This window comes from Paractinoplanes polyasparticus (assembly GCF_019710575.1).
Taxonomy (GTDB): Bacteria; Actinomycetota; Actinomycetes; order Mycobacteriales; family Micromonosporaceae; genus Actinoplanes; species Actinoplanes polyasparticus.
This window is the reverse complement of sequence record NZ_JAHWFK010000005.1, coordinates 153,285-176,828: the sequence shown is the minus strand read 5'-3', so window position 1 is coordinate 176,828 and position 23,544 is coordinate 153,285. Positions and strand designations below refer to the sequence as shown.

At 71.4% G+C, this 23,544-nt stretch carries 23 protein-coding genes; 13 read left to right on the top strand and 10 right to left on the bottom strand.

Features of this window, described 5'->3' with window-relative positions; genetic code table 11:
* Positions 1 to 74: 74 nt before the first annotated feature.
* A complete protein-coding gene (locus tag KXC43_RS08085; protein ID WP_221375338.1) occupies positions 75 to 701 on the top strand; it encodes a ClpP family protease in 627 nt (208 codons plus the stop codon).
* Positions 698 to 1,312 (top strand): ClpP family protease, encoded by a 615-nt coding sequence (locus KXC43_RS08080; RefSeq protein ID WP_221375337.1) that lies wholly within the window; start codon positions 698 to 700, stop codon positions 1,310 to 1,312. Before KXC43_RS08085 ends, KXC43_RS08080 begins: the two co-directional genes overlap by 4 nt.
* Here KXC43_RS08080 and KXC43_RS08075 read toward each other — a convergent pair.
* The 3 genes from KXC43_RS08075 to KXC43_RS08065 all read right to left on the bottom strand — a co-directional run bounded on the left by KXC43_RS08075 (position 1,309) and on the right by KXC43_RS08065 (position 5,607).
* Positions 1,309 to 1,653 carry a helix-turn-helix domain-containing protein gene (locus KXC43_RS08075; RefSeq protein ID WP_221375336.1) on the bottom strand — a complete coding sequence of 115 codons (345 nt, stop codon included), beginning with the start codon at positions 1,651 to 1,653 and terminating at the stop codon, positions 1,309 to 1,311. The two genes, KXC43_RS08080 and KXC43_RS08075, sit on opposite strands and share 4 nt — an antisense overlap.
* A gap of 107 nt (positions 1,654 to 1,760) precedes the next feature.
* Positions 1,761 to 3,554, bottom strand: coding sequence for a trypsin-like serine protease (locus tag KXC43_RS08070; RefSeq protein WP_221375335.1), 1,794 nt, complete (start codon positions 3,552 to 3,554; stop codon positions 1,761 to 1,763).
* 109 nt (positions 3,555 to 3,663) lie between these two features.
* On the bottom strand, positions 3,664 to 5,607 hold the full coding sequence (locus tag KXC43_RS08065; RefSeq protein ID WP_221375334.1) for an elongation factor G: 1,944 nt from the start codon (positions 5,605 to 5,607) through the stop codon (positions 3,664 to 3,666).
* A 165-nt stretch (positions 5,608 to 5,772) separates the two neighbouring features.
* Between KXC43_RS08065 and KXC43_RS08060 the strand changes: the two genes are divergently transcribed.
* Entirely contained in the window at positions 5,773 to 6,480 is a 708-nt protein-coding gene (locus tag KXC43_RS08060; protein WP_221375333.1) for a helix-turn-helix domain-containing protein, read from the top strand.
* Here KXC43_RS08060 and KXC43_RS08055 read toward each other — a convergent pair.
* The gene (locus KXC43_RS08055; RefSeq protein WP_221375332.1) at positions 6,465 to 7,037 is read right to left on the bottom strand and encodes a dihydrofolate reductase family protein; all 573 of its coding nucleotides are present in this window, start codon (positions 7,035 to 7,037) and stop codon (positions 6,465 to 6,467) included. The two genes, KXC43_RS08060 and KXC43_RS08055, sit on opposite strands and share 16 nt — an antisense overlap.
* Before the next feature lie 77 nt (positions 7,038 to 7,114).
* Here KXC43_RS08055 and KXC43_RS08050 point away from each other — a divergent pair, with 77 nt between their 5' ends.
* Complete coding sequence (locus tag KXC43_RS08050) at positions 7,115 to 7,702, top strand: GIY-YIG nuclease family protein (protein ID WP_221375331.1); 588 nt, start codon at positions 7,115 to 7,117, stop codon at positions 7,700 to 7,702.
* 280 nt (positions 7,703 to 7,982) lie between these two features.
* The gene (locus KXC43_RS08045) at positions 7,983 to 8,138 is read left to right on the top strand and encodes a hypothetical protein (RefSeq protein ID WP_221375330.1); all 156 of its coding nucleotides are present in this window, start codon (positions 7,983 to 7,985) and stop codon (positions 8,136 to 8,138) included.
* A 127-nt stretch (positions 8,139 to 8,265) separates the two neighbouring features.
* On the opposite strand, the gene KXC43_RS08040 is transcribed toward KXC43_RS08045, so the two are convergent.
* Positions 8,266 to 8,814 carry a hypothetical protein gene (locus KXC43_RS08040; protein ID WP_221375329.1) on the bottom strand — a complete coding sequence of 183 codons (549 nt, stop codon included), beginning with the start codon at positions 8,812 to 8,814 and terminating at the stop codon, positions 8,266 to 8,268.
* Between the two features lie 210 nt (positions 8,815 to 9,024).
* Between KXC43_RS08040 and KXC43_RS08035 the strand changes: the two genes are divergently transcribed.
* Positions 9,025 to 9,624, top strand: a complete 600-nt coding sequence (locus KXC43_RS08035) for a dihydrofolate reductase family protein (protein ID WP_221375328.1) — start codon at positions 9,025 to 9,027, stop codon at positions 9,622 to 9,624.
* A 70-nt stretch (positions 9,625 to 9,694) separates the two neighbouring features.
* On the opposite strand, the gene KXC43_RS08030 is transcribed toward KXC43_RS08035, so the two are convergent.
* Positions 9,695 to 10,582, bottom strand: a complete 888-nt coding sequence (locus KXC43_RS08030; protein WP_221375327.1) for a hydroxymethylglutaryl-CoA lyase — start codon at positions 10,580 to 10,582, stop codon at positions 9,695 to 9,697.
* Between the two features lie 92 nt (positions 10,583 to 10,674).
* On the opposite strand from KXC43_RS08030, the gene KXC43_RS08025 reads away from it, so the two are divergent.
* The 7 genes from KXC43_RS08025 to KXC43_RS07995 all read left to right on the top strand — a co-directional run bounded on the left by KXC43_RS08025 (position 10,675) and on the right by KXC43_RS07995 (position 19,815).
* Positions 10,675 to 11,316, top strand: a complete 642-nt coding sequence (locus KXC43_RS08025; protein WP_221375326.1) for a GntR family transcriptional regulator — start codon at positions 10,675 to 10,677, stop codon at positions 11,314 to 11,316.
* Positions 11,313 to 12,506 (top strand): CaiB/BaiF CoA transferase family protein, encoded by a 1,194-nt coding sequence (locus KXC43_RS08020; RefSeq protein WP_221375325.1) that lies wholly within the window; start codon positions 11,313 to 11,315, stop codon positions 12,504 to 12,506. The genes KXC43_RS08025 and KXC43_RS08020 overlap by 4 nt, the downstream gene beginning before the upstream one ends.
* A gap of 8 nt (positions 12,507 to 12,514) precedes the next feature.
* Positions 12,515 to 14,557: a hydantoinase/oxoprolinase family protein gene (locus tag KXC43_RS08015; protein ID WP_255643704.1), complete on the top strand. Its 2,043-nt coding sequence runs from the start codon at positions 12,515 to 12,517 to the stop codon at positions 14,555 to 14,557.
* 65 nt (positions 14,558 to 14,622) lie between these two features.
* Complete coding sequence (locus KXC43_RS08010; RefSeq protein WP_221375324.1) at positions 14,623 to 16,494, top strand: hydantoinase B/oxoprolinase family protein; 1,872 nt, start codon at positions 14,623 to 14,625, stop codon at positions 16,492 to 16,494.
* Positions 16,495 to 16,531: 37 nt separating this feature from the next.
* Positions 16,532 to 17,128 carry an isochorismatase family protein gene (locus tag KXC43_RS08005; protein ID WP_308129005.1) on the top strand — a complete coding sequence of 199 codons (597 nt, stop codon included), beginning with the start codon at positions 16,532 to 16,534 and terminating at the stop codon, positions 17,126 to 17,128.
* A gap of 208 nt (positions 17,129 to 17,336) precedes the next feature.
* Entirely contained in the window at positions 17,337 to 18,425 is a 1,089-nt protein-coding gene (locus KXC43_RS08000) for a tryptophan dimethylallyltransferase family protein (protein ID WP_221375323.1), read from the top strand.
* A 16-nt stretch (positions 18,426 to 18,441) separates the two neighbouring features.
* Positions 18,442 to 19,815, top strand: a complete 1,374-nt coding sequence (locus tag KXC43_RS07995; RefSeq protein WP_221375322.1) for a tryptophanase — start codon at positions 18,442 to 18,444, stop codon at positions 19,813 to 19,815.
* On the opposite strand, the gene KXC43_RS07990 is transcribed toward KXC43_RS07995, so the two are convergent.
* From KXC43_RS07990 to KXC43_RS07975, 4 genes are read right to left on the bottom strand one after another with little or no spacing between them, the layout of a single operon-like run.
* On the bottom strand, positions 19,805 to 20,359 hold the full coding sequence (locus KXC43_RS07990; RefSeq protein WP_221375321.1) for a GTP-binding protein: 555 nt from the start codon (positions 20,357 to 20,359) through the stop codon (positions 19,805 to 19,807). The two genes, KXC43_RS07995 and KXC43_RS07990, sit on opposite strands and share 11 nt — an antisense overlap.
* 17 nt (positions 20,360 to 20,376) lie before the next feature.
* Complete coding sequence (locus KXC43_RS07985) at positions 20,377 to 20,742, bottom strand: DUF742 domain-containing protein (RefSeq protein ID WP_221375320.1); 366 nt, start codon at positions 20,740 to 20,742, stop codon at positions 20,377 to 20,379.
* Positions 20,739 to 21,149: a roadblock/LC7 domain-containing protein gene (locus tag KXC43_RS07980; protein WP_221375319.1), complete on the bottom strand. Its 411-nt coding sequence runs from the start codon at positions 21,147 to 21,149 to the stop codon at positions 20,739 to 20,741. Before KXC43_RS07980 ends, KXC43_RS07985 begins: the two co-directional genes overlap by 4 nt.
* Positions 21,146 to 23,491 carry a sensor histidine kinase gene (locus KXC43_RS07975; RefSeq protein ID WP_255643703.1) on the bottom strand — a complete coding sequence of 782 codons (2,346 nt, stop codon included), beginning with the start codon at positions 23,489 to 23,491 and terminating at the stop codon, positions 21,146 to 21,148. Before KXC43_RS07975 ends, KXC43_RS07980 begins: the two co-directional genes overlap by 4 nt.
* Between the last annotated feature and the right edge of the window lie 53 nt (positions 23,492 to 23,544).

Here is a 23,544-nt window from a genome sequence, read left to right as displayed (position 1 = left end):
ATCTGCTGACAGCAGATCCGCTTGGCCCGTGGCCCGGCCCGCCCGATGGTGGAAGCCGACTGAAGGAGACTCCCATGCAACTAGCCACTGCGGCGACCCCCTGGAGTGCGGGGTCCATCGACGACCAGGTGGCCGCCCGGCTGCTGCACCAGCGCATCATCGTGCTCGGCGCCGAGGTCGACGACCAGATCGCCAACCGGCTGTGCGGCCAACTGCTGCTCCTGTCGGCCGAGGATCCGCGCGGCGTGATCAGCCTCTACATCAACTCGCCGGGCGGGTCGGTCACCGCCGGCCTGGCCATCTACGACACCATGCGGCTGATCCCCAACGACGTCAGCACGCTGGCTCTCGGGCTCGCCGGCAGCATGGGGCAGTTCCTGCTCACCGCGGGCACGCCGGGCAAGCGATTCGCGCTGCCGCACGCCCAGGTGCTGATGCACCAGGGCTCAGCCGGGTTCGGCGGAACCGCGGCCGACGTCGAGATCTACGCCAACCAGCTCGAGCGGCTCGGCCAGACGTTGCTGCGGCTGACGTCCGAGCACACCGGGCAGCCGATCGAGACGGTCGAACGGGACAGCCGGCGCGACCGCTGGTTCACCGCCGGCGAGGCGCTGGCGTACGGGCTCATCGACCACATCCTCGACAGTGTGGACGACGTGCGCCCCGAGATGGCCCGCCAGCCGATGGGACTGAGCGCATGAGCCAGTACACGATTCCGACCGTGGTCGAGAAGACGCCGAACGGGGAGCGCGCCTTCGACATCTACTCCCGGCTGTTGTCCGACCGGATCATCTTCCTCGGCACCGAGATCGACGACGGTGTGGCCAATGTGGTCATCGCCCAGCTGATCCACCTGGAATCGTCCGGCGAGCAGGAGATCGGGCTCTACATCAACTCACCCGGCGGCTCCTTCAGCGCGCTGACCGCGATCTACGACACCATGCATTTCGTACGCTGTGACATCGCCACCATCTGTGTCGGGCAGGCCGCCTCGGCCGCCGCCGCCCTGCTCGCGGCGGGCACCCCGGGCAAACGCTCGGTGCTGCCGCACGCCCGGGTCACCCTGCACCAGCCGTCCAGCCAGGCCCGGGGCACCCTGCCCGACCTGGCCGTGGAGGCCAAGGAGGTGGCCAAGGTGCGGGCCGAGATGGACCAGATCCTGGCCGAGCACACCGGCCATCCCCTCGCCAAGATCAGGGCCGACACCGACCGCAGCATGGCCCTGCGCGCGTCCGAGGCGGTCGCCTACGGCCTGGCCGACCGGGTGATCACGCGGCGCGAGGCCCGCGCCTATCGGCTGGACGCGGCTTAGGCGGCCAGCAGGAAGACGTCGCCCGAACGTTGAGGGGCCTGCGCGCGGCGCAGGCGGGCCTGGTCGAGGCGGAGGACCGGGGCGTGGTCGACGGCGAGATCACGCCCCACCTCGGCCAGCAGGTCGGCCAGGTCGATCCGCAGCGAGTCGCAGACGACGGCCAGGATCTCGGAGCTCGGCTCCTTGCGGCCGCGCTCGACCTCGGACAGGTATTGCACGGAGACACTGGCCTCGCGGGCCACCTCGGCCAGCGTGCGCCGCTGCTCGAGCCGGCGCCGGCGCAGCACGTCACCGACTAGGGTGCGCAGCAGCGGCCGGGATCGCCGCGGTTTGTCGGCCATGGCCCGACCGTAGAACAAGCCCGGCCCCGGCCGATACCCGTCGGCCGGTGTTCAGCCGCAAGCGTAGCCGCGGGCGCGACCGGCGACGGCCGGCCGCGCCCGCGGGATCACTTCTGGTCCTCGCTGAGGTGGATCCGGTCGTACGAGCCGAACCCCGCCGAGCTGTACGAGCCGACCGGGGCGGCGAAGCCGCCCTGCTCGTTGGCGATCAGCGTGTGCAGGCCGATGCTGCCGTCGGAGTAGCCGTACAACGCGGCCAGGTCGTCGCGGCCGTCGCCGTTGAAGTCGCCCGCGGTGAACCGCGTCCGCTCCCACGAGCCCCACGACGAGGTGGTCGACTTCCACGAGCTGAACGCGTTGTTGAAGCCACCGTCGGCCTTGGCGGTGAACGTCAGCATCGACAGCCGGCCGTCCGCGTAGCCGTAGAAGCCGGCCACGTCGCCCCGGCCGTCGCCGTTGAAGTCGCCGGCCGCGATCGTCATCCGCTTCGGGTCGCCCCAGTACGGCGTGGCCGGCACGTGCCAGCCGCGAACCGGCGCGGCGAAACCGCCGGACGGGTTGGCCGTCCAGCTCAGCAGGCCGACGCTGTTGTCGGCGTACTTGTAGAACGAGCCGATGTCCGTACGGCCGTCGCCGTCGAAGTCGCCGCTGAAGATCTGCATGCGGGCGATCTCGCCCCATACCGGGCTGGCCGCGGTCCGCCAGCTGCCGGTCGGGGTGCCGAAGGTGCCGTCGGCGCGCGCGAGCCAGGTGAACAGCCCGACCGACTTGTCGGCGTAGTTGTAGAAGCTCGCGATGTCCGTACGGCCGTCGCCGTTGAAGTCACCGCTGGTCAGCAGCATCTGGTCGTACGAGCCGAACCTGTTGCTGGTCCACGAGCGCAGCGCGCCGGAGTACGTGCCGCCCGGTCCGGCCAGGAACGTGTCGAGGCTGAGCGTGCCGTCGGCCGCGCTGTTCAGGATGGCCTGGTCGACGATGTCGTCGCCGTTGAAGTCGCCGCGCAGCACCTTCATCCTGGCGACGTTGTAGGCGCCGTCCGCGCTCTTGAAGCCGCCGCGGGCGGTCATCGCGCCGTTGGCCGCCGTGGTGAAGGTGAACGGGCCGGCCGCGCCGGTGGCGTAGCCGTAGACCAGCGTGACGTCGTCGCGGTGGTCCTGGGCCAGGCCGCCGGGCGCGACGTCGCGGATCCAGCCGGCCAGGTCGTCGATCCGGGTCTCGGTGGCGCCGCGGCGGGTCTCGTCGGAACCGAAGCAGCCGCCCTGCCACGAGGCGTGGTTGAGGGCGACCAGCTGCACGGTTCCGCCGGACTCGCGCAGGGCGGGCCCGCCGGCGTCGCCCTTGCACAGGCTCGGCTGGCCGGGTTCGACGCCGGTCACGTCGAGCAGCGCGGTGCCGACCGCACCCACCGAGAACTGCGCGGTGTGCAGGCGGTCCGGCACCCAGCGGGTCGCTGTCCGCCCGTAGCCGGCGAGCCGCAGCACTTCGCCCTCGGCGGGCGCGGTGGTGCCGAGGGCGACCGGGGCGATGGTGGTCGGCTGGTTGAGCTTCACCAGCACCACGTCGCGGTCGGGGTGCGGCACGAGCCGGGTCGCGGTGCGCACCTGCCCCGCGGCGCCGGTCAGATCGGCCCGGCTCAGGGTCACCGTGGTGGCCTCGGTCGGCTTGCCCGCAGTGGGCTGCCCGAAGCAGGCGGCCGCCGTGATCACCCACTGCGGGTCGATCAGGGCGCCGGTGCAGGCGCGGCCGACGCCCGGGGCGCCGATCGCCAGGTGCGCGACGAAGCCGTACGTCCCGTCGGCCACCTCCGCGCCGTCGACGACGCCGTACGCCGGAATGCTCCCCGCGAGCACACCGGTCAGCACGGCGGCCGACAACCCGGCCAGAATTGATGTCTTACGCAAGCGGGTCCACCCTCTCATCGACGACCGTCGCGGTCGTGGTCGCCTGGATGATAGATGGATCACGATGCGTCGGCTGCCCCGGGCCGACGTGGGAAGAACAGCGGACTGATCACCGTGGGACGGCCCGGAACCACTCGTCGCGGTCGGCCGGGTCGGGCCCGCGCCGGGGCAGGGTGGGCGGGGCCTCGCCGGTGACCGGCGCGTAGTGGTCGAAGTGGGTGGTCAGGACGGCCTCGCCGCCGGTCAGGTCGGGCAGTGCCGCCACCACCTGCGGGATCCGCGCCGACGGCAGGGTGCCGCTCACCTCGAGGTACTCGCCGGTGGCGGCGGTGTCGTCGATGACCGCCCCGGCCCGGCCGAGCAGGGCCGTCACCGCGTCGAACGTGTGCGGCGGCAGGTTGACGTCGAAGCGTTCGACCGGCTGGCAGACGCGGGTGCCGGCCCGGCGCAGCGCCGCGGTCACCACCACCTGGGCCAGGTGGCGGAAGTCGGCGGCCACGCTCGAGATCGACTTGTCGAACTTCTGGTGCGGCCGGCTCTGCCGCGGCCAGTACTGCGACGACGTCATGGTGACCGTGCAGTCGGTGACCGGCCAGCCGTTGCGGCCCTGCCGGAGGGCGGCCCGCACCCCCTCCTCGGTGGCCGCCACGAAGGCCGGGGGCAGGCGACCGGGTTCGATGCCGGGCCGGAACTCGACGCCGTGCCCGACCGTGGCCGCTTCGAGGCGCAGGCCCACGCCGGCCAGGTAGGGGTTCCCGCGTTCCTTGATGCGGTCCTCGGCCGTGCCGGTGCCGGTCACCCGTTCGATGCAGGCGGTCAGCGTGCCCGAGAAGCGCACCTTCACGCCGTACCGGTCGGCCAGCAGGGCGGCGATCACCTCCTTCTGCACCTCGCCGTGCAGGCGGATCACGGCCTCGCCCTGCTGCTCGTCGAGCCGCAGGTCGACCAGCGGGTCCTCGTCGGCCAGCTGGGCCAGACCGGCGAACAGGGCCAGGCGCTGCGCGGGATCGACGGGTTCGACCAGCGCCTGCCGGGTCGGCGGGGGAAAGCGGTACAGGTCGCGCCGCGGCGGGTCACCCACGTGCTGACCGATCCGGGCCGACACGCCGCGGACGGCGGCGATCTGTCCGGCCGACGCCGACGGGCGCACCAGGACGCCGTCGGGCTCGCTCACGGCGATCTCGGTCACGGTCTGCGGGCGGCCCTCGGCGAACTGCACCTTGTCCCGTACGCGAAGACTCCCCGACCACAGCCGCAGCCAGGCCCGCCGGCCGTGCCCGTCGCGGTCGACGGCGAAGACCGTGCCGGCCGGCGGACCGTCCCGCTCGGCCGAGCGCGGCAGCAGGTCGGACAGGAAGTGGCACAGCTGCGGCACGCCCGCTCCGGTGATAGCGGAGCCGTACACCAGCGGGGTGAGCCCGTTCCTCCGGAGCGAGCGTCGCACGTCGCGGGCGCGCACCGCTTCGCCGGTCAGCCACCGTTCCGCCACGGCGTCGTCGGCGTCGGCCACCGCCGCCACCACCGTTTCGGCGTCGAACCCGAGGGCTCGCACCCGGGCCTCGCGCGTGCCCTGACCGGTGACGGAGGTCAGCACGACCAGCCGGGCGCCGAGCCGCCGGCGCACCTGGCCGACCACCCGCTCCGTATCGGCGCCGCGGCGGTCCACCTTGTTGACGAAGACCATGGTGGGCACGCCGATCCGGCGCAGCGCCCGCCAGATGGCCACGGTCTGCGGCTGCACGCCTTCGACACCCGAGACGACCAGGACGGCGGCGTCGAGCACGGCCAGCGACCGCTCGACCTCCGCGATGAAGTCCGGGTGGCCGGGCGTGTCGAGCAGGTTGACGGTGAGGTCACCGAGGCGCAGGGACGTGACGGCGGCCCGGATGGTGATGCCGCGCTGCCGTTCCAGCTCCATCGAGTCGGTGCGGGTCGTGCCGGCGTCGACACTGCCGGGGCGCGACACCGCCCCGGCCTCGTACAGCAGCCGCTCGGTCAGGCTGGTCTTGCCGGCGTCAACATGGGCGACGATCCCGAGATTCAACAATGCCAAGGCGCAACTCCACGGTGGGACGGAAAAGGGTCCGGAGCGTGGAAGCTGCTCGCATTGCTTACTCCTGTTCGCTGGCCTCTGATACGTCCCTCACCGTGGCACGACAGCCGGGACGCCGCTACTGATTTACGGCGGAATCCATCGGTCGCCGGTACCGTCTGGGTGATGCAGCTGCGGTTCGAGACTCGCGGGTCGGATTCGTCGTGGGTCAGCGAGGTCTGGAGCTGCACCAGTGAGCGGGTCACCGAGATGACCTCGGTGGCCGGGGTCAGCGTGGGCCTGGTGTTCTGGCGGCAGGACGGCCGGGCGTACGCCGGTGTGACCGGCCCCGAGACCGCCGCCGGCACGGCCCCGGTGCCGGAAGGGGCGGCCTTCGTCGGCATCGAGCTGGCCGTGGGCGTCTCGTTGGCCGCCGTGCCCACGCCGTCCCTGGTCGACGCCGGGCTCGAGCTGCCCGGCGCCACCCACCGTTTCTTCCGGCTGGCCGGCGACCGCTGGGAGACCCCCGGCCCCGACGACGCCGAAGCCCTGGTCGACCGCCTGGTCCGGTCCGGCGCCCTGGTCCGCGACCCGCTGGTGGCCGAGGTCCGCCGCGGCGGACGGCCCGAGGTCACCCCGCGCACCCTCGAACGCCGGTTCCGGACGGCGACCGGGCTCGCCCAGGGCGCCGTCCGGCAGATCGAGCGCGCCCGCGAGGCTTCGGCGCTGCTGTCCCGGGGCAAGCCGGTGGCCGATGTCGTGACCGGGCTCGGCTACTTCGACGAGCCGCACCTGGCCCGCGCGCTGCGCCGGTACGTCGGGCGCACGCCGCGGCAACTGCGCGACGGCGCCCCGGGGGCGATCGCCCTGGACCTGGCTCAGCCGACGTCGTAGATCAGCTTGAGAATGCCGTTCGGGTACGCCTCGGAGGCCCGCAGCGTCAGCAGCCGCTTGTCGTTGTCGGCCCGGCTGAACAGGCTCTTGCCCGCCCCGAGCAGCACCGGGTACATCAGCAGGTGGTAGCGGTCGATCAGGCCGGCCTCGGACAGGCGCCGGGCCAGCTCGGCGCTGCCGTGGATGAAGATGGCGCCACCCTCTCCCTTCCTGAGCTCGGCGACCTCGTCGGTCGACCGCAGGATCGTCGTCTCGCCCCAGCCCTCGGTGAGGTCGGCCTCGGCGAGCGTCGTCGAGACCACGTACTTGGGCAGGTCCTTGTAGCCGGCGTGGTCGGCCGAGTCGGGCCAGACCGGCGCGAACGCCTGGTAGCTGGCGCGACCGAACATCAGCGCCGAGGTCTCCTCGAGCTCCTCACCCTTGAGGGCGTACGCCTCGGGCAGGAACTCGATGTCCTGGAACGTCCAGCCGCCGCTGCGGTGTCCCTCGACCGGGCCTCCGGGCGAGTCGACAACGCCGTCGAGCGAGGTGAATGCCGTGTATACGATTTCGCGCATGGCCCCACGCTAGAAGACCGTCACGCCCCCGTCTTGGACAGAAACGACACCCCGGCACCGGGTTAGCATGGCCTCCGATGACCACTTCCGGAATACACCCCGACGATCTTCTGACCGACGAGGAACGAACCGAGGACGCCCTGCGGCTGCTGTCCGGCCCGCCGGTCGGCCTCGACGCCGCCGGCAAGAGACTCAGCCGGGGCAGCGGCGTCTATGCGTGGTGGGCCGCGCCTTCGGTCCTCCCCGATCTGCCCGGACCGCCGAACGCGAACAACCCGGCGCTGCGGCTGCTCTACGTGGGCCGAGCCACCAACCTGCGGGGCCGGATCCTGCGCAACCACCTGAGGCGGTCGGGCAGTTCCACGCTGCGCCGCACGCTGGCCGGCCTGCTCGTCTCCGAGGGCTACCGCACGACCTGGACCGATCGGGTCGTCCTGGTCCCGGCGGACGAGGCCCGGCTCACCGCGTGGATGCACGCCAACCTCCGCTTGACCTGGGCCGAGGACCCGGAGCCGACCCCCGTCGAGGCCGGCCTCGTCCGGCGCCTGCACCCGCCCCTGAACGTCCACGGTGTCGCCCCCGAACACCTCCAGGCAGCCGTGGTCGCGGCCAAGAACAGGTACAACAGCTCCAGCCACCCGCCCGCCTCCGCACCGGCTCCGTAACTACCCGGCCGTCTGTGCGGCATGGGCGTGGTGCGTGGGCTCCGCCTCGATCGGGGACTGCCGGAACCATGACCGGGAACGACGCCCACCTTGGTCGTGGTGCGTCTGGCACGTGGGCAGCTCAGGATGTGGCTGCGTCGCGGGCTCGAGGCCGCTGTCCGGAGTGGCCTGGTCGGATCGGCCAGGCACCGGGGTCAACCATCGATCAGATTAGCTTCTTGACGTGCGGGGTACACGGTTGCCCGGCGGGAGATGCCCGCCGCCGAACGGAGCACAAGTCATGTTGATCGTAGGGCTCATCCTCCTGCTGTTGGGCATCTTCCTGAAGGTGTCGATTCTTTACACGATCGGAATCATTCTCCTCGTGATCGGTGCTGTGCTGTGGATCCTCGGCGCCGTCGGCCGTCCGGTCGGTGGTCGAAAAATCTGGTTCTAGCCTTACCCGGCAGGCAGTGCGGAAAGGGTGTCCCACTTCCGAGTGGGCGCCCTTTCTTGTGCCCGGAGCCGCCCCGCCGACAGCTTCGGCGCTGACGATCGCTGCGTTTCACGGGCGGATGACTCGATCACCTCGTCTCTTGTGTTTCCCGGGGCGCGGCGGTCGTCGGGAGAGTGGTGGGAGTCTTCAAATCGATTTCCGGGCTGCGTAGTTCTGCCCGTGCGACCCGATTGAATTCGCGCTCCGCGTCTCGGCATGCCTGGACGAAGGGTTCGGGAACCTGGCCGGCCTCGTGACCGGCCCTCGCCTCGGAAAGCCTTCCCACCGCAAGCATGAGGGCGGCAGCGGCTTGGACTGTCGCCGTCGTGTGCGCGATCAGGCCGATCTCGGCTCGGTACCGGACGACCTGGGTGCGTGCCGGGCCGCCGTCGGCATGCGGTTGGCGGGAGACCGAGGACGCCGGGATGATTTGCACATCCGGCCCCAGAACCGTCGCTCGCCACTCCCGACAGGCGGCGACGAAGGCGGCGTACGTCGCGCGCCGCTCCCGTATCGACGTCGTGTTCTCCTGGTGCTGCCAAGAAGCGCGCTGTACCCGGGCGTTGAGCAACGAGCCCAGCATCACACCGACCAGAGCGCCAGTCACCGACAGAAATGCGAGGACCACCTGAGTCATGCGTCCAGAGTCACCGAGGGCGTCAACCGCAAGGAAGCGCCGGCCTGGAACTCCGCGACCAGCTGTTCGCGCTGCCGGACGCGCTCGACGCTACCGATCGGCCGGAGCCGGCCGGGTTCCTGCGAGACCACATGAAGCAGGGCCGTGTCAGCGATGAGTTCGGGCCTCGCGCCCGGTCTCTTGTGGTGACACCGGACAGAGGAGAAGACCATGGGCAAGGTCATTGCAGCCATCACCACGTCGGTCGACGGCTATGTCACCGGCCCCGACGACGGGCCGCAGTACGGGCTGGGCCGGGGTGGTGAACGGCTGCACTACTGGGTGATGGGCGGTCCGTGGACGTACGAGGGTGGCCACGACTTCGCCATGCACGGTCCCGACAAGCAGTTCTACGAAGAGATAGTCTCGACGATCGGATCCGGTGTTGTCGGTCGGGGCATGTACGACGCTGCAGGCGCGTGGGGCGGGACCAACCCTTTCCCCGGCCCGCTGTTCGTTCTCACCCACCGGGTCGCGGATCAGCCTGCGGCGGAGTCCGGGTTCCGGTTCGTCCAGGATCTCGACACGGCGCTCAGCCAGGCGGCCGAGGCGGCGAACGGTAGTGATGTCTCCATCGGGGGCGGCGCTGACGTCATCCGGCAGGCGTTGCTGGCGGGGAAGGTCGATGAGCTGGTCATCTCGACGGCGCCGGTGATTCTCGGGGCTGGTAAGCGGCTGTTCGAGGGCTTCGACCGCGACATGGACCTGGAGGTGGTCAAGGTCTACAGCTCGCCGTTCGCCACCCACGCGCGATACAAGGTGCAGAAGTAGCGGCGCAGCCAACCGCGAGATCTTCAGAACGGCCGCGGACGCCCGGGTCTGCTGCTGGCCGCTCGGCCGTTCAGGCGGGGAAGAGGCCGGCCCGGGCCAGCTGGCCCGGCACCTGGTGGCCCAGCAGTTCGCCCAGGCGGGCGCCCAGCGGCAGCAACGGCTCGACGTCGATCCCGGTGTTGAAACCGTTGCGGTGCAACAGATACAGCAGGTCCTCGGTGGCAATGTTGCCGGTCGCGTCGGGCGCGAACGGGCACCCCCCGATACCGCCCGCGCTGCTGTCGAGGGCCACCGGCAGCGAGCCGGTCAGCTCGGCGGCGGCCAGGGCGTTGGCGTAGCCCGTGTTCCGGGTGTTGTGGAAGTGCCAGCGCAGCGGGATGCCGAGGTCGGCCACGGCGTGCAGGGCCCGGACCTGGGCCGGCACGCCGACGCCGATCGTGTCGGCGATGGCCAGTTCGTCGGGGGCGGCGGCGGCGCACTGCTCGATCACCGAGCGCACCCGGGCCTCGGGGACCTCGCCCTCGAACGGGCAGCCGAAGGCGGCCGCGACCGTCACCGTGGTGCGCAGGCCGGCCGCGCGGGCCCGGGTGGCGATGCGGGACCAGGCCGCGATCGCCTCCGCGGTGGGGACGCCCTGGTTGCGCCGGCTGAACGTGTCGGTCGCGACGACCACGACGTTGATCTCGTCCAGGCCGGCGGCTATGGCCCGGTCGAGGCCCTTCTCGTTGAGCACCAGGCCGATCCACGACACGTCGCCGCGGGGGAGGCCGGCCGCGACGGCCTCGGCGTCGGCCATCTGCGGGACGCGTTTCGGGTGGGCGAAGCTGACCGCCTCGATGCGGCGGACGCCGCTGGACACGAGCGTGCCGATCAGTGCCAGCTTGTCGGCCGTGGATACGAGCGCGGCCTCGTTCTGGAGCCCGTCGCGGGGTGAGACTTCGACGATCGAAACGGTCATTGCATACAACCCGACGTTTCCATGGCCTCACTCTTGCGGAAACACCGTGATCATGGCAAGGATTGCATGCAACCGAGCGGTGAGGAGGCCAGGTGCTACCAGCGGCGGAACAGGCGGCGCAGTCCCTGCGGGAGGAGATTCTCTCGGGGGCCATACCGTCCGGCACCCGGCTCGGCGAGGCCGATCTGGCCGGGCGGCTCTCGGTCAGCCGCACGCCGATCCGCGAGGCGCTGTCCCGGCTCGCCGCCGAGGGGCTGGTCGAGATCCAGCCCAACCGGGGGGCGCGGGTCGCGACGTGGTCGGCCGAGCCCCTGCGCGAGATCTTCGAGCTCCGGTTGCGGCTCGAGCCCTACGCCGTACGCCAGGCCGTGCCGAATCTCGGGCCGGAGCAACTGGACGAGCTGGACGATCTCGCGGCCGCGATGCTGCGGACCGGGAAGCCGGGGCGGCACCAGAACCTGGGCGCCATCGTCGAGCTCAACCGGCGGTTCCACGGCCTGTTCATCGACGCCGCCGGATCGCCGCCGCTGGCCGGAGCGCTGCGCGGCGTCACGCACGCGGCCGTGGTCACCCGGAACTTCCACGACTACGCGCCGGACGCGCTGCAGCGCAGCCTGCACCACCACGTCGAGATGGTTGCCGCCGCGCGGGCCGGCGCCGGGGAGTGGGCCGAGGCGATCATGCGGGCCCACCTCTACAACGCCCGCGCCACGATGATCGGGGGACGGGCATGAGCGGGCCGCTGGGTGATCTGCGGGTGGTCGAGTTCGGGCAACTGCTGGCCGGTCCCTTCTGCGGGCAGCTCCTGGGGGACTTCGGGGCCGAGGTGATCAAGGTCGAGGACCCGGGCCGCGGCGATCCGATGCGTCAGTGGGGCCGGGAGAAGCCGCACGGCAAGTCGCTGTGGTGGCCGGTGGTGGCGCGCAACAAGAAGTCGGTCACCTGCGATCTGCGTACGGAGGAAGGCCAGGCCCTGATCCGGCAGCTGATCGACACGGCTGACGTCGTGGTCGAGAACTTCCGGCCGGGCACCCTCGAGCGCTGGGGCATGGCGCCCGAGACGCTGTGGCAGACCAACCCGGGGCTGATCATCACCCGGGTCACCGGCTACGGGCAGAGCGGGCCCTACTCGAGCCGGGCCGGGTTCGGCTCGATCGGCGAGGCCATGGGCGGCATCCGGTACGTGATGGGGGAGCCCGACGGTCCACCGGTACGCGCGGGCATCTCCCTCGGCGACTCGCTCGCCGCCACGTACGCGTGCCTCGGCACCCTCGTCGCCGTGCACGCCCGCACGAACACGGGCCGCGGCCAGGTGGTCGACTCGGCGATCTACGAGGCGGTGCTGGCCATGATGGAATCGCTGCTGCCCGAGTGGGCGGTCGCCGGCTACCAGCGTGAGCGCACCGGCGCCACGCTGCCCAACGTCTCGCCCAGCAACGTCTATCCGACCGGCGACGGCGACCTGGTCCTGATCGCCGCCAACCAGGACACGGTGTTCGGCCGGCTGGCCACCGCGATGGGGAAGCCCGAGCTGGCTCAGGATCCGCGCTACGCCACGCACGGGGCTCGCGGCGCCGCCATGGCCGAGCTGGACACGCTGATCGCCGAATGGACGTCGACCGTCGAGGCCGAGGCGCTGCTGGCCGTGCTGCACGAGAACGGTGTGCCGGCCGGCCGGATCTTCCGTGCCCGCGACATGTTCGACGACCCGCATTTCGCGGCCCGTGAGGCGATCGTGCGAGTGCCCCACCCCGACTTCGGCGAACTGCCGATGCAGAACGCGACCCCGAAGCTGTCCGCCACGCCCGGCTCGGTGCGTACCGCCGGACCGGCGCTGGGCGAGCACAACGACGAGGTGTACGGCGGCCTTCTGGGCCTGGACGAAACGGAGCGCGCGCGCCTGCGCACAGCGAAGATTATCTAGGGAGAGCGATGTCATATCGGCTCGGTGTGGATGTGGGCGGCACGTTCACCGACGTGCTGCTGGTCGACGAGGATTCCGGAGCTACCTGGCGGGCCAAGACCGCCTCGACGCCGAGCGATCAGTCCGTGGGCGTCCTGAACGGTATCGACAAGGTGTGCGCCGAGGCCGGCATCGACCGGGCCGCGGTGGCCAACGTCCTGCACGGCACGACCGTGGCCACGAACGCGATCCTGGAGGGCAAGGGCGCGACGGTCGGCCTGGTCACCACCCAGGGTTTCCGGCAGGTGCTGCAGATCGCCCGCTCGTTCGTGCCGGGCGGGCTGGCCGGGTGGATCATCTGGCCCAAGCCGGAACCGCTGGCGGCGCTGGAGAACACCGTCGAGGTGCCCGAGCGGATGGGCAGCGACGGCACGGTCGTGCGCGAACTGGACGAGGAAGCCACCCGCGCGGCGCTGCGCGAGTTGCGCGCGAACGGCGTCGAGGCGTTGGCCGTATCGCTCATCAACGCGTTCGCCAATGACGCCCACGAGCGGCGCATCGCTCAACTGGCGGCCGAGGAACTGCCCGGCATCGAGGTGTCGCTGTCGAGCGTCGTGCTGCCCGAGATGCGCGAGTACGAGCGAGCGCTCACCACGGTCGCGAACGGATATGTGCAGCCGCAGGTGGCGAAGTATGTCGCGAACCTGTCGGCCCAGCTGACCGCTGAGGGCGTGCCGGCCGAACTGTCCATCCTGCGCAGCGACGGCGGCCTGTCCGGGGCGGCCGCGGCGATCGCGGCACCGGTGACGATGCTGCTGTCCGGGCCGGCCGGGGGAGTAGCCGGCGCGGTGTGGGTGGCCGAGCAGTCCGGCCACACCGAACTGCTCACTTTTGACATGGGCGGAACGTCGACCGACGTCGCCCTCGTGCAGAACGGTCAAGCGCGCATCGGCCGCGAGACGAAAGTCGGCGATCTGAGCGTACGAGCATCGGCGGTCGACGTTCGAACAGTCGGCGCCGGCGGCGGTTCGATCGCGCACGTCCCGCAGCTGACCCGTGCGCTCCGCGTCGGGCCGCAGTCGGCGGGCGCCGAGCCCGGCCCCGCCGCGTACGGCAAAGGCGGCACGGAACCGACAGTCACCGACGCCAACGTGGTGCTCGGCTACCTGCCCAGCACGCTCGCGGGCGGCGAGATCAGCCTGGACCGCGAGGCGTCGCGCGCGGCCGTGCAGACCATCGCCGACGCCATGGGCCTGGAGAGTGCCGAGGCGGCCGCGGCCGGAATCATCGACATCGTCAACGAGAACATGCTCGGCGGCCTCCGCCTGGTCAGCGTGCAGCAGGGTTTCGACCCGCGCGACTTCGCGCTCGTGGCCTTCGGCGGCGCCGGCCCGTTGCACGCCAACGCCCTCGGCAAGCTGACCGGCGCCTGGCCGGTGATAGTGCCGCCGTCGCCTGGGGTGCTGTGCGCGCTCGGCGACGCCACGACGTCGGCCCGCGACGAGTCGGCCCGCACCGTTCTGCGCAAGCTCGGGGACCTGTCCGCCGCCGAGCTCGCGACGATCTTCGGCGAGCTGGCCGAGTCCGCGGCCCAGCGCCTGGCTGATCAAGGCATCGCGAGGGACAGGCAGACGATCACCTACTCGGCTGACGTCCGGTTCGTCGGGCAGGGCAACGAGTTGCCGGTCAGCTTCGAGCTCGCCGACGGCCCGAAGGGACTGGCCGCCAAGTTCGACGCCGAGCACGAGCGACTCTTCTCCTTCACCCTGCCGGTCGATCACGAGCTGGTGAACGCGCGGGCGTCCGTGACCGGGGAACGGCCGAAGGTCGCGCCGGTCCAGCTCGGCCCCGGCGAGGGTGAGCCGGAGAGATCCGGCCGCACCCGGATCTACGTCGGCGGCGAGTTCGTCGAGGCCGACCTGTACGACCGGCTCAAGCTGCGGGCCGGCGACGTGATCAGCGGCCCCGCCATCGTCACCGAGATGGACTCGACGACTCTCGTCCTCCCCGGCCACATCGCCACCACGCACGCCGGCGGCAGCCTGCTCATCACCCCGGCCAAGGGGGCTTGAGATGGCGTTCATCGCGACCCACCCCAGCGGCAGCCTGCTCATCACCCCGGCCAAGGAGGCCTGAGATGGCGACCATCGTGGAGACCACCACCGAGCCCCTGACCACGAAGGACGTCGACCCGGTCACCCTCGACCTGGTCGAGAACGGCTTGCGCAACGCCCGCTACGAGATGGACGAGGTGTTGTTCCGCACGGCGCTCTCGCCCGGCATCCGCGAGCAGCACGACGAGTTCCCGCTGATCGCCGACCCGGCCGGAAAGATGGTGGTGGGCCAGTTCGGCCTCTCCATCCCCGACTTCCTGGCCGGTTTCACCGGCGAGATCGGAGAGGGCGATGTGCTCCTCACCTCCGACCCGTACGCGTGCGGCGCCGCGATCAGCCACGCCAACGACTGGCTGGTGGTGATGCCGATCTTCTTCCGCGGCCGGGTCGTGGGTTGGGCGTCGATGTTCGGGCACATGTCCGACGTCGGCGGCAAGACGCCGTCCTCGATGCCGACCGACGCCAAGACCATCTATGAGGAGGGCGTGGTCATTCCGCCCTTCAAGCTGTACGACGGCGGCAAGCTCAACGAGGACGCGCTGCGCATCATCCTCAACCAGGTGCGCGTGCCCGACTGGAACCGGGCCGACCTCAACGGCCTGGTCGCGGCCTGCCGCACGGCCACCCGCCGGGTGCAGGAGATGTGTGCCCGGTTCGGGGTCGAGACGTACGTGTCGGCGCTCGACGCCCTGCTGCAGCGCAACTACGACGCGATGAAGACGCTGCTGCAGATGGTGTTCGAGGAGGGCCGGACGCTCTCGTTCACCGATTACATCTGCGACGACGGGGTCGGCTACGGCCCGTACGAGCTGAAGTTGTCCCTGACCCGCACCGGCGAACGCGTGCACCTCGACTTCACCGGGTCGTCGCCGCAGGCGATCGGGCCGGTCAACTACTACCTGAACGAGAACCTGGCCCGGATGTTCTTCGGGATCTACATGATCACCGTGGCCGATCCGCAGATCCTCTGGAACGACGGGTTCTATCCGCTGGTCGATGTGACGATCCCGGACGGCTCGTACTGGAAACCGAAGCATCCGGCCGCGCTGAACGCTCGCAACCACGGCATCGGGCGGGTCTTCGACCTGTTCGGCGGGCTGCTCGGGCAGACCAACCCGGCGCTGCTCAACGCGGCCGGCTTCTCGTCGTCGCCGCACTTCATGTACTCCGGCAACTACTCCGGCGGCGACCGCAAGGGGGAGTGGTTCCAGCTGTATTCGATCGGCTTCGGCGGCATCCCGGGGCGGCCGCTCGGTGACGGGCCCGACGGTCACTCCCTGTGGCCGAGCTTCGTGAACATCCCGTGCGAGTTCCTGGAGTCGTACTACCCGCTGCGCATCGAGAAGTGGGAGACGATCGCCGACACCGGCGGCGCCGGCCTGCACCGCGGCGGCAACGGCGTCGACGTGGCCTACCGCTTCCTCGAGCCCGGCACGATCGCCATCCACGACGACCGCTGGCTGATGTACCCGTGGGGCGTCAACGGCGGCGCGCCCGGCGCCCGCGGCACGAAGTGGATCGACCGGGCCGGCGGCGCCCGCGAGGTGCTGCCGAGCAAGTGCCATGACGTGCCGGTGCGACCGGGCGACGTGCTGCACTTCGTCACCTGGGGCGGCGGCGGGTGGGGCGATCCGCTGGAGCGCGACCCCGCGCTGGTGGCCAAGGAGGTTCGGCGCGGGCTGGTCACGGCCGAGGGCGCCCGGGCGTACGGCGTGGTGGTGACGGGCGACGGCGGCGTCGACGAGCCGGCGACCGACGCGTTGCGCAGCTCGATGCGCGAGGCGCGGCCCAGCGAATTGCCGGTCTTCGACATGGGCGGCTCGATGGAGGAGATCCTGGCCCACTGCGAGGAGGAGACCGGCCTGCCCGCCCCGAAGAAGCCGGTGTGGACGTGATTCCGGCTCCGGCTCGGGAACGGTAACCGGTGCGGGCGTGAGCGAGACCCCGTTCGGCGGCGCCCTCGGCTGGGGGCGCCGCCCGGCCCTGCTCCTGATCGACATGATGCGGGCCTACTTCACCCCGGGCAGCCCGTTCGACCTGGGCTCCCGGCAGTCGCTTGACGGGTGCGCCGCCCTGCTCGCAGCCGCCCGCCAAGCCGGCATCCCGGTGCTGCACACCCGCGTCCGGTTCTCGCCCGACCTCAGCGACGGCGGCCTGTTCGTGCGCAAGGTGCCGGCCCTGGCCGCCCTGGTCGACGGCTCACCCGCGGCCGAGTTCGTGCCCGAGCTGACGCCCGCCCCGGGCGAGGTGGTGGTGACCAAGCAGTACGCGTCGGCCTTCTTCGGGACGTCCCTGGCCGCCACCCTGACCGCCCGCGGCGTCGACACCACGATCATCGGCGGCGTCTCGACCTCGGGCTGCGTGCGGGCCAGCGCCACCGACGCGCTGCAGCACGGCTTCCGTCCGGTGGTGGCGGCCGACGCCTGCGGCGACCGCGCCCCCGGGGTGCACCAGGCGAATCTCTTCGACCTGAGCGCCAAGTACGCCGACGTGACCACCGTGGAGCAGGTGGTCGCCCACCTGAGATGAGGCTTTTTCCTGTTTCCGCAGGCTGTAGCGACGAGTAACCGCCGTTCGCCCGACGTCGGGTGATAGATCCATATCGGACGTCACCCACGGTGAGACACGGACGATCCAGGATGCATTTGTGATGTGGATCTCACTCGACTTACCGTGACTGTCCGATCACGATGGGTGGGCAGCGGATCTTCCCCCCAGCCGCGGAACGGAAAACTCCATGCGCCACTTCTCGGTCCTGGAACATCTGGCCGGGCAGCTCAATCCCCTGTGCCGGGTGCTCGACCTCGACCCGGCCGTTCCCCTCGACCTCCTGGCCGGACTGCTCGGGCCGCACGGCGCGCGCTCGCTGGCCGAGCCACCGGCGTGGCCGTCGGACATCGCCGACGACCACTCGCCGGTCGAGTTCTCCGTCGCCTTCAACGAGGCCGAGCCCCCGGCTCTGCGCATCCTGGCCGAGGTGCCGGGCATCACGCCCGGCGTGGGCTCCAACGCCCGGGCCGCCCACGCGTTCCTGGCCGCCAACGCGGCCCGGTTCGGGCTGGCCACCACGCGTCTCGACGCCATCTCGGACCTGTTCACCGCGGCCCGGCCGAGCGGCAGTTTCGCCCTGTGGTGCTCGCTGGTGTTCCGGCACGGCCGCGCCCCCGAGTTCAAGGTCTACTTGAACCCGGAGGTGGCCGGAATCGGTCGCGCGCCGGAGCTCGTCGAGGAGGCGCTGAGCACGATCGGGCTGCGCGACTCGTACCGGACGATGCTGGCCCGTTCGATCCGCCCGGGCGAGCTGGGGCGCCGCGACCGGCTCGCCTTCTTCGCCCTTGATCTGCACGACGGCCCGCAGGCCCGGGTGAAGCTCTACGTCAGCCACTACGACGCCGGCCCGGCCGAGGTGGCCCGGGCCGCTGCCGTCGTGCCGGGTGTGGCGCCGGACGAGGTCGCCGAGTTCTGCCGGGCCGCGGGCGGCCCCGGCCGGTTCGACCGCCGGCCCCTGGTCGGCAGCTACACGCTCGCCGGCGGCGCCGCCCAGCCGGTCGGCTACAGCGTCTACGTGCCGATCCGCGACTACGTCGACGACGACCTGCAGGCTCGCGACCGGGTCGCCGCCCTGATCGCCCGGCACGGGTTCAGCCCGGCGCTGCTGCACCGGTGCGTCGCCGCGGTGTCCCGCCGCCCGCTCGGCGCCGGGGTCGGGCTCATCGCGCACGTGTCCCTGCGTCTGGGCCCGCCGCGGCCGGGCGTCACGGTCTATCTGTCCGCCGAGGCGTACGAGGTCACCCCGCCCCGCTCGGTGTGGGTCCCCGCCGCCTGACCTGTGAGGAGTCACCGTGCCGCTGCCCCCGTACCGGATCAAGGTGGTCGAGCCCATCCCGTTCCTCAGCCCCGCCGAGCGGAACGCTGCCCTCGCCGCCGCCGGCTACAATCCGTTCAACCTGCGGGCCGACCAGATCACCATCGACCTGCTCTCCGACTCCGGCACCGGCGCCACGTCGGCCGCGCAGGAGGCAGCGGCCGCGGTGGGCGACGAGTCGTACGCCGGCGCCCGCTCCTGGTTCCGGTTCCGGGACGAGGTGGCCGACCTGACCGGCTTTCCTCATGTGCTGCCGGTGCATCAGGGCCGGGCCGGTGAGCGCATCCTGTTCTCGACCCTGCTGCGGCCGGGCCAGATCTGCGTGAGCAACACCCACTTCGACACCACGCACGCCAATGTGGAGCTGGCCGGGGCCGAGGCCCGCGACCTGCCCTGCCCCGAGGCGCTCGACCTGGACAGCCACGAGCCGTTCAAGGGCAACATCGACGTGGCCGCGCTCTCCGGCCTGCTGGCCGGGCCCGAGGGCGGGCGGGTCGGCCTGGTGCTGATGACCATCACCAACAACGGACTGGGCGCCCAGCCGGTGTCGATGGCCAATCTGGCCGCCGTCCACGCGCTGTGCCGCGAGCACGGCGTCCCGTTCTTCCTCGACGCCGCACGCTTCGCCGAGAACGCCTGGTACGTGCGCGAGCGCGAGCCCGGCTACGCCGACTGGACGCCGCGCGCGATCGCCCGGCAGGCCTTCGACCTGGCCGACGGGTGCGTGATCAGCCTCAAGAAGGACGGCCTGGCGAGCATCGGCGGGTGCCTCGGCCTGCGGGACGACGGACTGTACGCCCGCTGCGAGGCGCTCCTGATCGCCACTGAGGGCTTCTCGACGTACGGGGGACTGGCCGGTCACGACCTGGAACGGCTGGCCGTCGGGCTGCGCGAGGTGGTCGATCCGGCCTATCTCGGCGCCCGCGCCGCGGCCACCGCCCACCTGGCCCGCAGGATCAACGACGCCGGGGTGGACATCGTGCAGCCGGCCGGCATGCACGCGCTCTATCTCAACGCGGGCCGCCTGTTGCCGCACCTGTCGCCGGCCGAGTTCCCCGGTCACTCGCTGGGCTGTCAGCTCTACCTGGACGGGGGAGTGCGCTGCGCCGAGCTGGGCTCGCTCTATCTCGGCACGATGGACGAGCAGCATCGGCTGGTCACCGCGGCGCCCTTCGAGCTGGTCCGGCTGGCCATTCCCCGCCGTGTCTACAGCCAGGAGCATTTCGAGTACGTGGCGGAGACGCTGGCCGGGATAGCCAAGGACCCGGAGCGGATCACCGGCTACCGGATCGTCTCCACGCCGCCGATCCTGCGGCACTTCAAGGTGCGGCTCGAGCCGATCAGGCCCTGACCCGCAGGCGCGCCATCGCGTGCCGGACCAGTGTGATGAGCGCGAGCTTGCCCGATTCGCGGTCCCGCGCGTCACACCACACGAGCGGCACTCGTTCGTCGAGCTCCAGGGCCCCACGGATCTCGTCCTCGGTGTACGCGCACTCGCCGAAGAACCGGTTGACCGCGGTGATGAACGGGATGCCCCGCCGCTCGAAGTAGTCGACGGCGGGGAAGCTCGAGTCGAGCCGCCGGGTGTCGACCAGCACGATGGCCCCGACCGCGCCCTGGGCCAGCTCGTCCCACATGAACCAGAAGCGGTCCTGCCCCGGCGTGCCGAACAGATAGAGCACCACGTCCGGGCTGATCGTGATGCGCCCGAAGTCCAGGGCCACGGTGGTGGTCGTCTTGCCCTCCACCCCCGTGGTGTCGTCCACCCCGAGACTCGCCTCGGTCAGGATCTCCTCCGTGGTCAGCGGTGGGATCTCACTCACCGAGGCCACCAGCGTCGTCTTGCCGGTGCCGAAGCCGCCGGCCACGACCACCTTGACCGATGTCCGGTCCACGTTGCGTCCCTTCCGTCCTACAGGCGTTCCAGGCCGGCGATCACCTGGTCGAGGAGGTGCTTGTCGATGATCTTCTGTTGGGCCGGGGTGCCCACGGCGAGATAGCCCTGCTCGACCAGCACGTCCACCATCACCTTGGCGATCGCGAGCGGGAGCCGCAGGTAGGCGCCGATCTCGGCCACCGAGATCCAGCCCGAGCACCGCCGCACGATCTCGAGGTACTCCGGTTCCAGCCGGCGGGTGTCCACCGTCAGCGCCACCACCTGGGTGGCCAGGTCGAGCGTGGAGTCGCGCGGGGCGGTGCGGCCGTTCACCAGCACGTACAGGGGCACGAAGCGCCCCGCGGCCGACTCGTCGTCGCCGTCCCAGGTCTCCGAACTCACGAGTCGACCGGCGCCGCGGTTCTCGCTCCGGTGCCCAGGTAGTCACCGATGCGGGTCACGAGCCGGCTCACCTCGTACGCCACCAGGCCCATGTCGACGTCCTGCTCGCACAGCACGGCCAGGCGCGCGTTCTGCCCGGCGGCCGCGATGAACAGGGTGTGCTCGCCGTACTCGATGATGACCTGGTGCACCGGGCCGCTCTTGAAGCGGCGGCCGGTGCCGGCGGCCACGCTGTACATCGAGGACGCGCCCGCGGCCAGGATCTCGGCCAGATCCTGAGCCATGAGCGACGACTTCTGGATGATCAGCCCGTCGGTCGAGAGCACCACGACGGACACGACGTGGGGAACCTCGACGAGGTCGTCCAGCATCCAGGGAAGGTCGGTCGGGGTGGTCGGCTCGGTCACGCGTTCCCGCCTTGCTCAGCGTTGGGGGTGTTCTCGTCGTCGTTGCGGTCCGCCGCCGCGCCCTCGGCCCAGCCCCGCTGGTAGCGGGCGAACCGTTGGCGGGCCTCCTCCGGCGAGCGGACCGGGATGGCCGCCGTGTCCTCTTCCTCGTCGGCGTCCAGCAGCTCCGGTGCGAGATGCTGCTGCGGGCGGCGGTGCGGCAGCGGTGGCTTCCCGGACGCGGGGGGTGCCGCGGACGGCTCCTCCGGCGCCTCGGTCACCGGCTCCAGCACGCCTACGGCGGCCCGGCCGGTCTGCGCCTCCGGCCCGGCCGGTGCGGGGCGAGCCGGTTCGGCCCGTGGGGCCGCGGGCACGATCGGCATGTCGCGGGGGTCGCCCGAGCTGTCGTTGTCGGCGCCGACCAGGATGCGCTCCGGCAGCAGCACGATGGCCAGCAGACCGCCGTACGCCGAACGCCGCAGGCTGATCTGGACGCCCTCCCGCTTGGCGAGCTCGGCCACCACGTGCAGACCGATCTGGGCGCCGTCCCGCAACTCCGTCACGTCCGGCGTCGGAGCGGTCGCGAGCAGGGTGTTGGCCCGGTTGACGGCCTCGGCCGACATGCCCACGCCGGCGTCCTCGATCTCGATCGCCACCCCGTGCTGGACCCGGCTCGACGTCACCCAGACGGTCGTGTCCGGCGGCGAGAACGCCAGCGCGTTGTCGAGCAGCTCGGCCAGCAGGTGGATGACCTCGGCCACCGCGTGCCCGGCGAGCGACACGTCGTCGGCCCGGCGCAGCGTGATCCGCTGGTAGTTGCGGGCCTCGGCGAACGAGGCCAGCAGCACCCGGCGCAGCGCCACCGGCTTGGGGAACCGCCGGCCGATCTGACCGCCGGCCAGGATCACCAGGTTCTCCAGGAAGCGGCGGGTCTGGTTGAGCTGGTGGTGGATGTCGAACAGGTTGGTCAGCAGCTTCTCGTCGCCGACCTGGGCCTGCAGGTCCTCGACCACCTTGAGGCCACGCTGCAGCGGGCGCTGCGGGCGGCGGGCGACGCCCATCAGCATCGCCGTGCCGGCGGCGCGGGCCTTGGCCTCGTCGACCGCGGCCTCAGCGGCTGCCTGCAACGACCGGTTGATGACCCGCGCCACCTGGCCGATCTCGTCGCCGCCGTAGTCCGCCGGGGTGAACTCGGTCGCCAGGTCGACCTGCTCCCGGCGGCGCAGCCGCTCCATGACGGCGGGCAGGCGCTGGTCGACCAGGGTGCCGGCGTCACTGCCGAGCCGCGCCAGCCGGACCGACAGGGCCCGGTCGACCAGCACCCGCGACTGGCGGACGGCCCACAGGATCGCCCCCAGCGCGACGGCGAGCGCCAGCAGCGAGCCGAGCGTGGCCGTGAGCAGCTGGGTGTTGCCGGTGCGCAGGGTGCGGGCGGAGACCTGGTCGGCCTGCCGGACGGTCAGGTCGATCAGGTCGCCCGAGACGGCCGCGGTGAGCTGCGACCAGCGGTCCACGCCGACGCCGAGGCTGGGCGACACCCGCTTGGCCCACGGGCCGCCGGCGGTGATGCCACCCTCGAGCTGGGTCAGCTGCTTCCACTCGGCGCTCGCCTCGATCTCGGCGTACCGGGTCCGGACGGCCGGTTCGAAGTGCGGGGCGTTGCTGGTGAGCGCGAAGTGGTACGCGCCGACGAGCCGGACGTACTCGAGGTGGTCGGCCCGGCTGAGCGGGCCCGAGGCGAGCGCGCCGTCGATGAGCGAGCCGGCCCGCGACATCAGGTCGCTGGCCCGGAACACCTCGGTGGCGGCGATGCCGCCCTGGGTGGCGGTCACGTCGGGCACGACGCGGGCCTGGTTGTCGAACAGGTCGGTGGCCGCGTCGAGCAGGCTGTTGTAGAAGGCGTACGCCTCCCGGCCGGTCATTGTCCGGGCGTCGATGGCGCTGCGGGTGGTGGCCAGCCGGTCGAGGTAGCCGGTCAGCTCGGTCCAGCGGTCCTTGATGGATTGCGGGGCCTGCCCGAGCGCGCCGTCGGCCGCCCGGCGCAGGGTGTCCACCTGCTGGTCGGTCTGCCGGCGGCGGTCGAGCAGTGCGGTCAGGCCGTTCGAGGGGCGGGCCAGGTAGGCCACACTCAGCCGGCGCTCCTGCTGCACCGAGGAGAGCGCGACCACGGCCGGGATGGACACCTGCCGTACCGAGTTGGCCACGGCCCGGTTGTAGAAGCCCTGGAAGACCAGGTAGCCGGAGGCCGCGAACCAGATCAGCAGTGCCACCACACTGGGCACCAGCACGAGCCGGACCACCCGCCGGGCGATGGACTGCTGCCGCGGGTTGACCGCCGCCTGACCAGCCGATGGGGACGTCAAAGTCGATCCAATCCGGGTTGGGAAAGGGTGGCGCGCGGCGCCCCGAGGCCGGC

Coding starts and splice junctions, on each gene's coding strand:
- KXC43_RS08085 (WP_221375338.1), top strand. CDS start 75: ATGCAACTAGCCACTGCGGCGACCCCCTGGAGTGCGGGGTCCATCGAC.
- KXC43_RS08080 (WP_221375337.1), top strand. CDS start 698: ATGAGCCAGTACACGATTCCGACCGTGGTCGAGAAGACGCCGAACGGG.
- KXC43_RS08075 (WP_221375336.1), bottom strand. CDS start 1,653: ATGGCCGACAAACCGCGGCGATCCCGGCCGCTGCTGCGCACCCTAGTC.
- KXC43_RS08060 (WP_221375333.1), top strand. CDS start 5,773: ATGCAGCTGCGGTTCGAGACTCGCGGGTCGGATTCGTCGTGGGTCAGC.
- KXC43_RS08055 (WP_221375332.1), bottom strand. CDS start 7,037: ATGCGCGAAATCGTATACACGGCATTCACCTCGCTCGACGGCGTTGTC.
- KXC43_RS08050 (WP_221375331.1), top strand. CDS start 7,115: ATGACCACTTCCGGAATACACCCCGACGATCTTCTGACCGACGAGGAA.
- KXC43_RS08045 (WP_221375330.1), top strand. CDS start 7,983: ATGTTGATCGTAGGGCTCATCCTCCTGCTGTTGGGCATCTTCCTGAAG.
- KXC43_RS08040 (WP_221375329.1), bottom strand. CDS start 8,814: ATGACTCAGGTGGTCCTCGCATTTCTGTCGGTGACTGGCGCTCTGGTC.
- KXC43_RS08035 (WP_221375328.1), top strand. CDS start 9,025: ATGGGCAAGGTCATTGCAGCCATCACCACGTCGGTCGACGGCTATGTC.
- KXC43_RS08030 (WP_221375327.1), bottom strand. CDS start 10,582: ATGACCGTTTCGATCGTCGAAGTCTCACCCCGCGACGGGCTCCAGAAC.
- KXC43_RS08020 (WP_221375325.1), top strand. CDS start 11,313: ATGAGCGGGCCGCTGGGTGATCTGCGGGTGGTCGAGTTCGGGCAACTG.
- KXC43_RS08015 (WP_255643704.1), top strand. CDS start 12,515: ATGTCATATCGGCTCGGTGTGGATGTGGGCGGCACGTTCACCGACGTG.
- KXC43_RS08010 (WP_221375324.1), top strand. CDS start 14,623: ATGGCGACCATCGTGGAGACCACCACCGAGCCCCTGACCACGAAGGAC.
- KXC43_RS08000 (WP_221375323.1), top strand. CDS start 17,337: ATGCGCCACTTCTCGGTCCTGGAACATCTGGCCGGGCAGCTCAATCCC.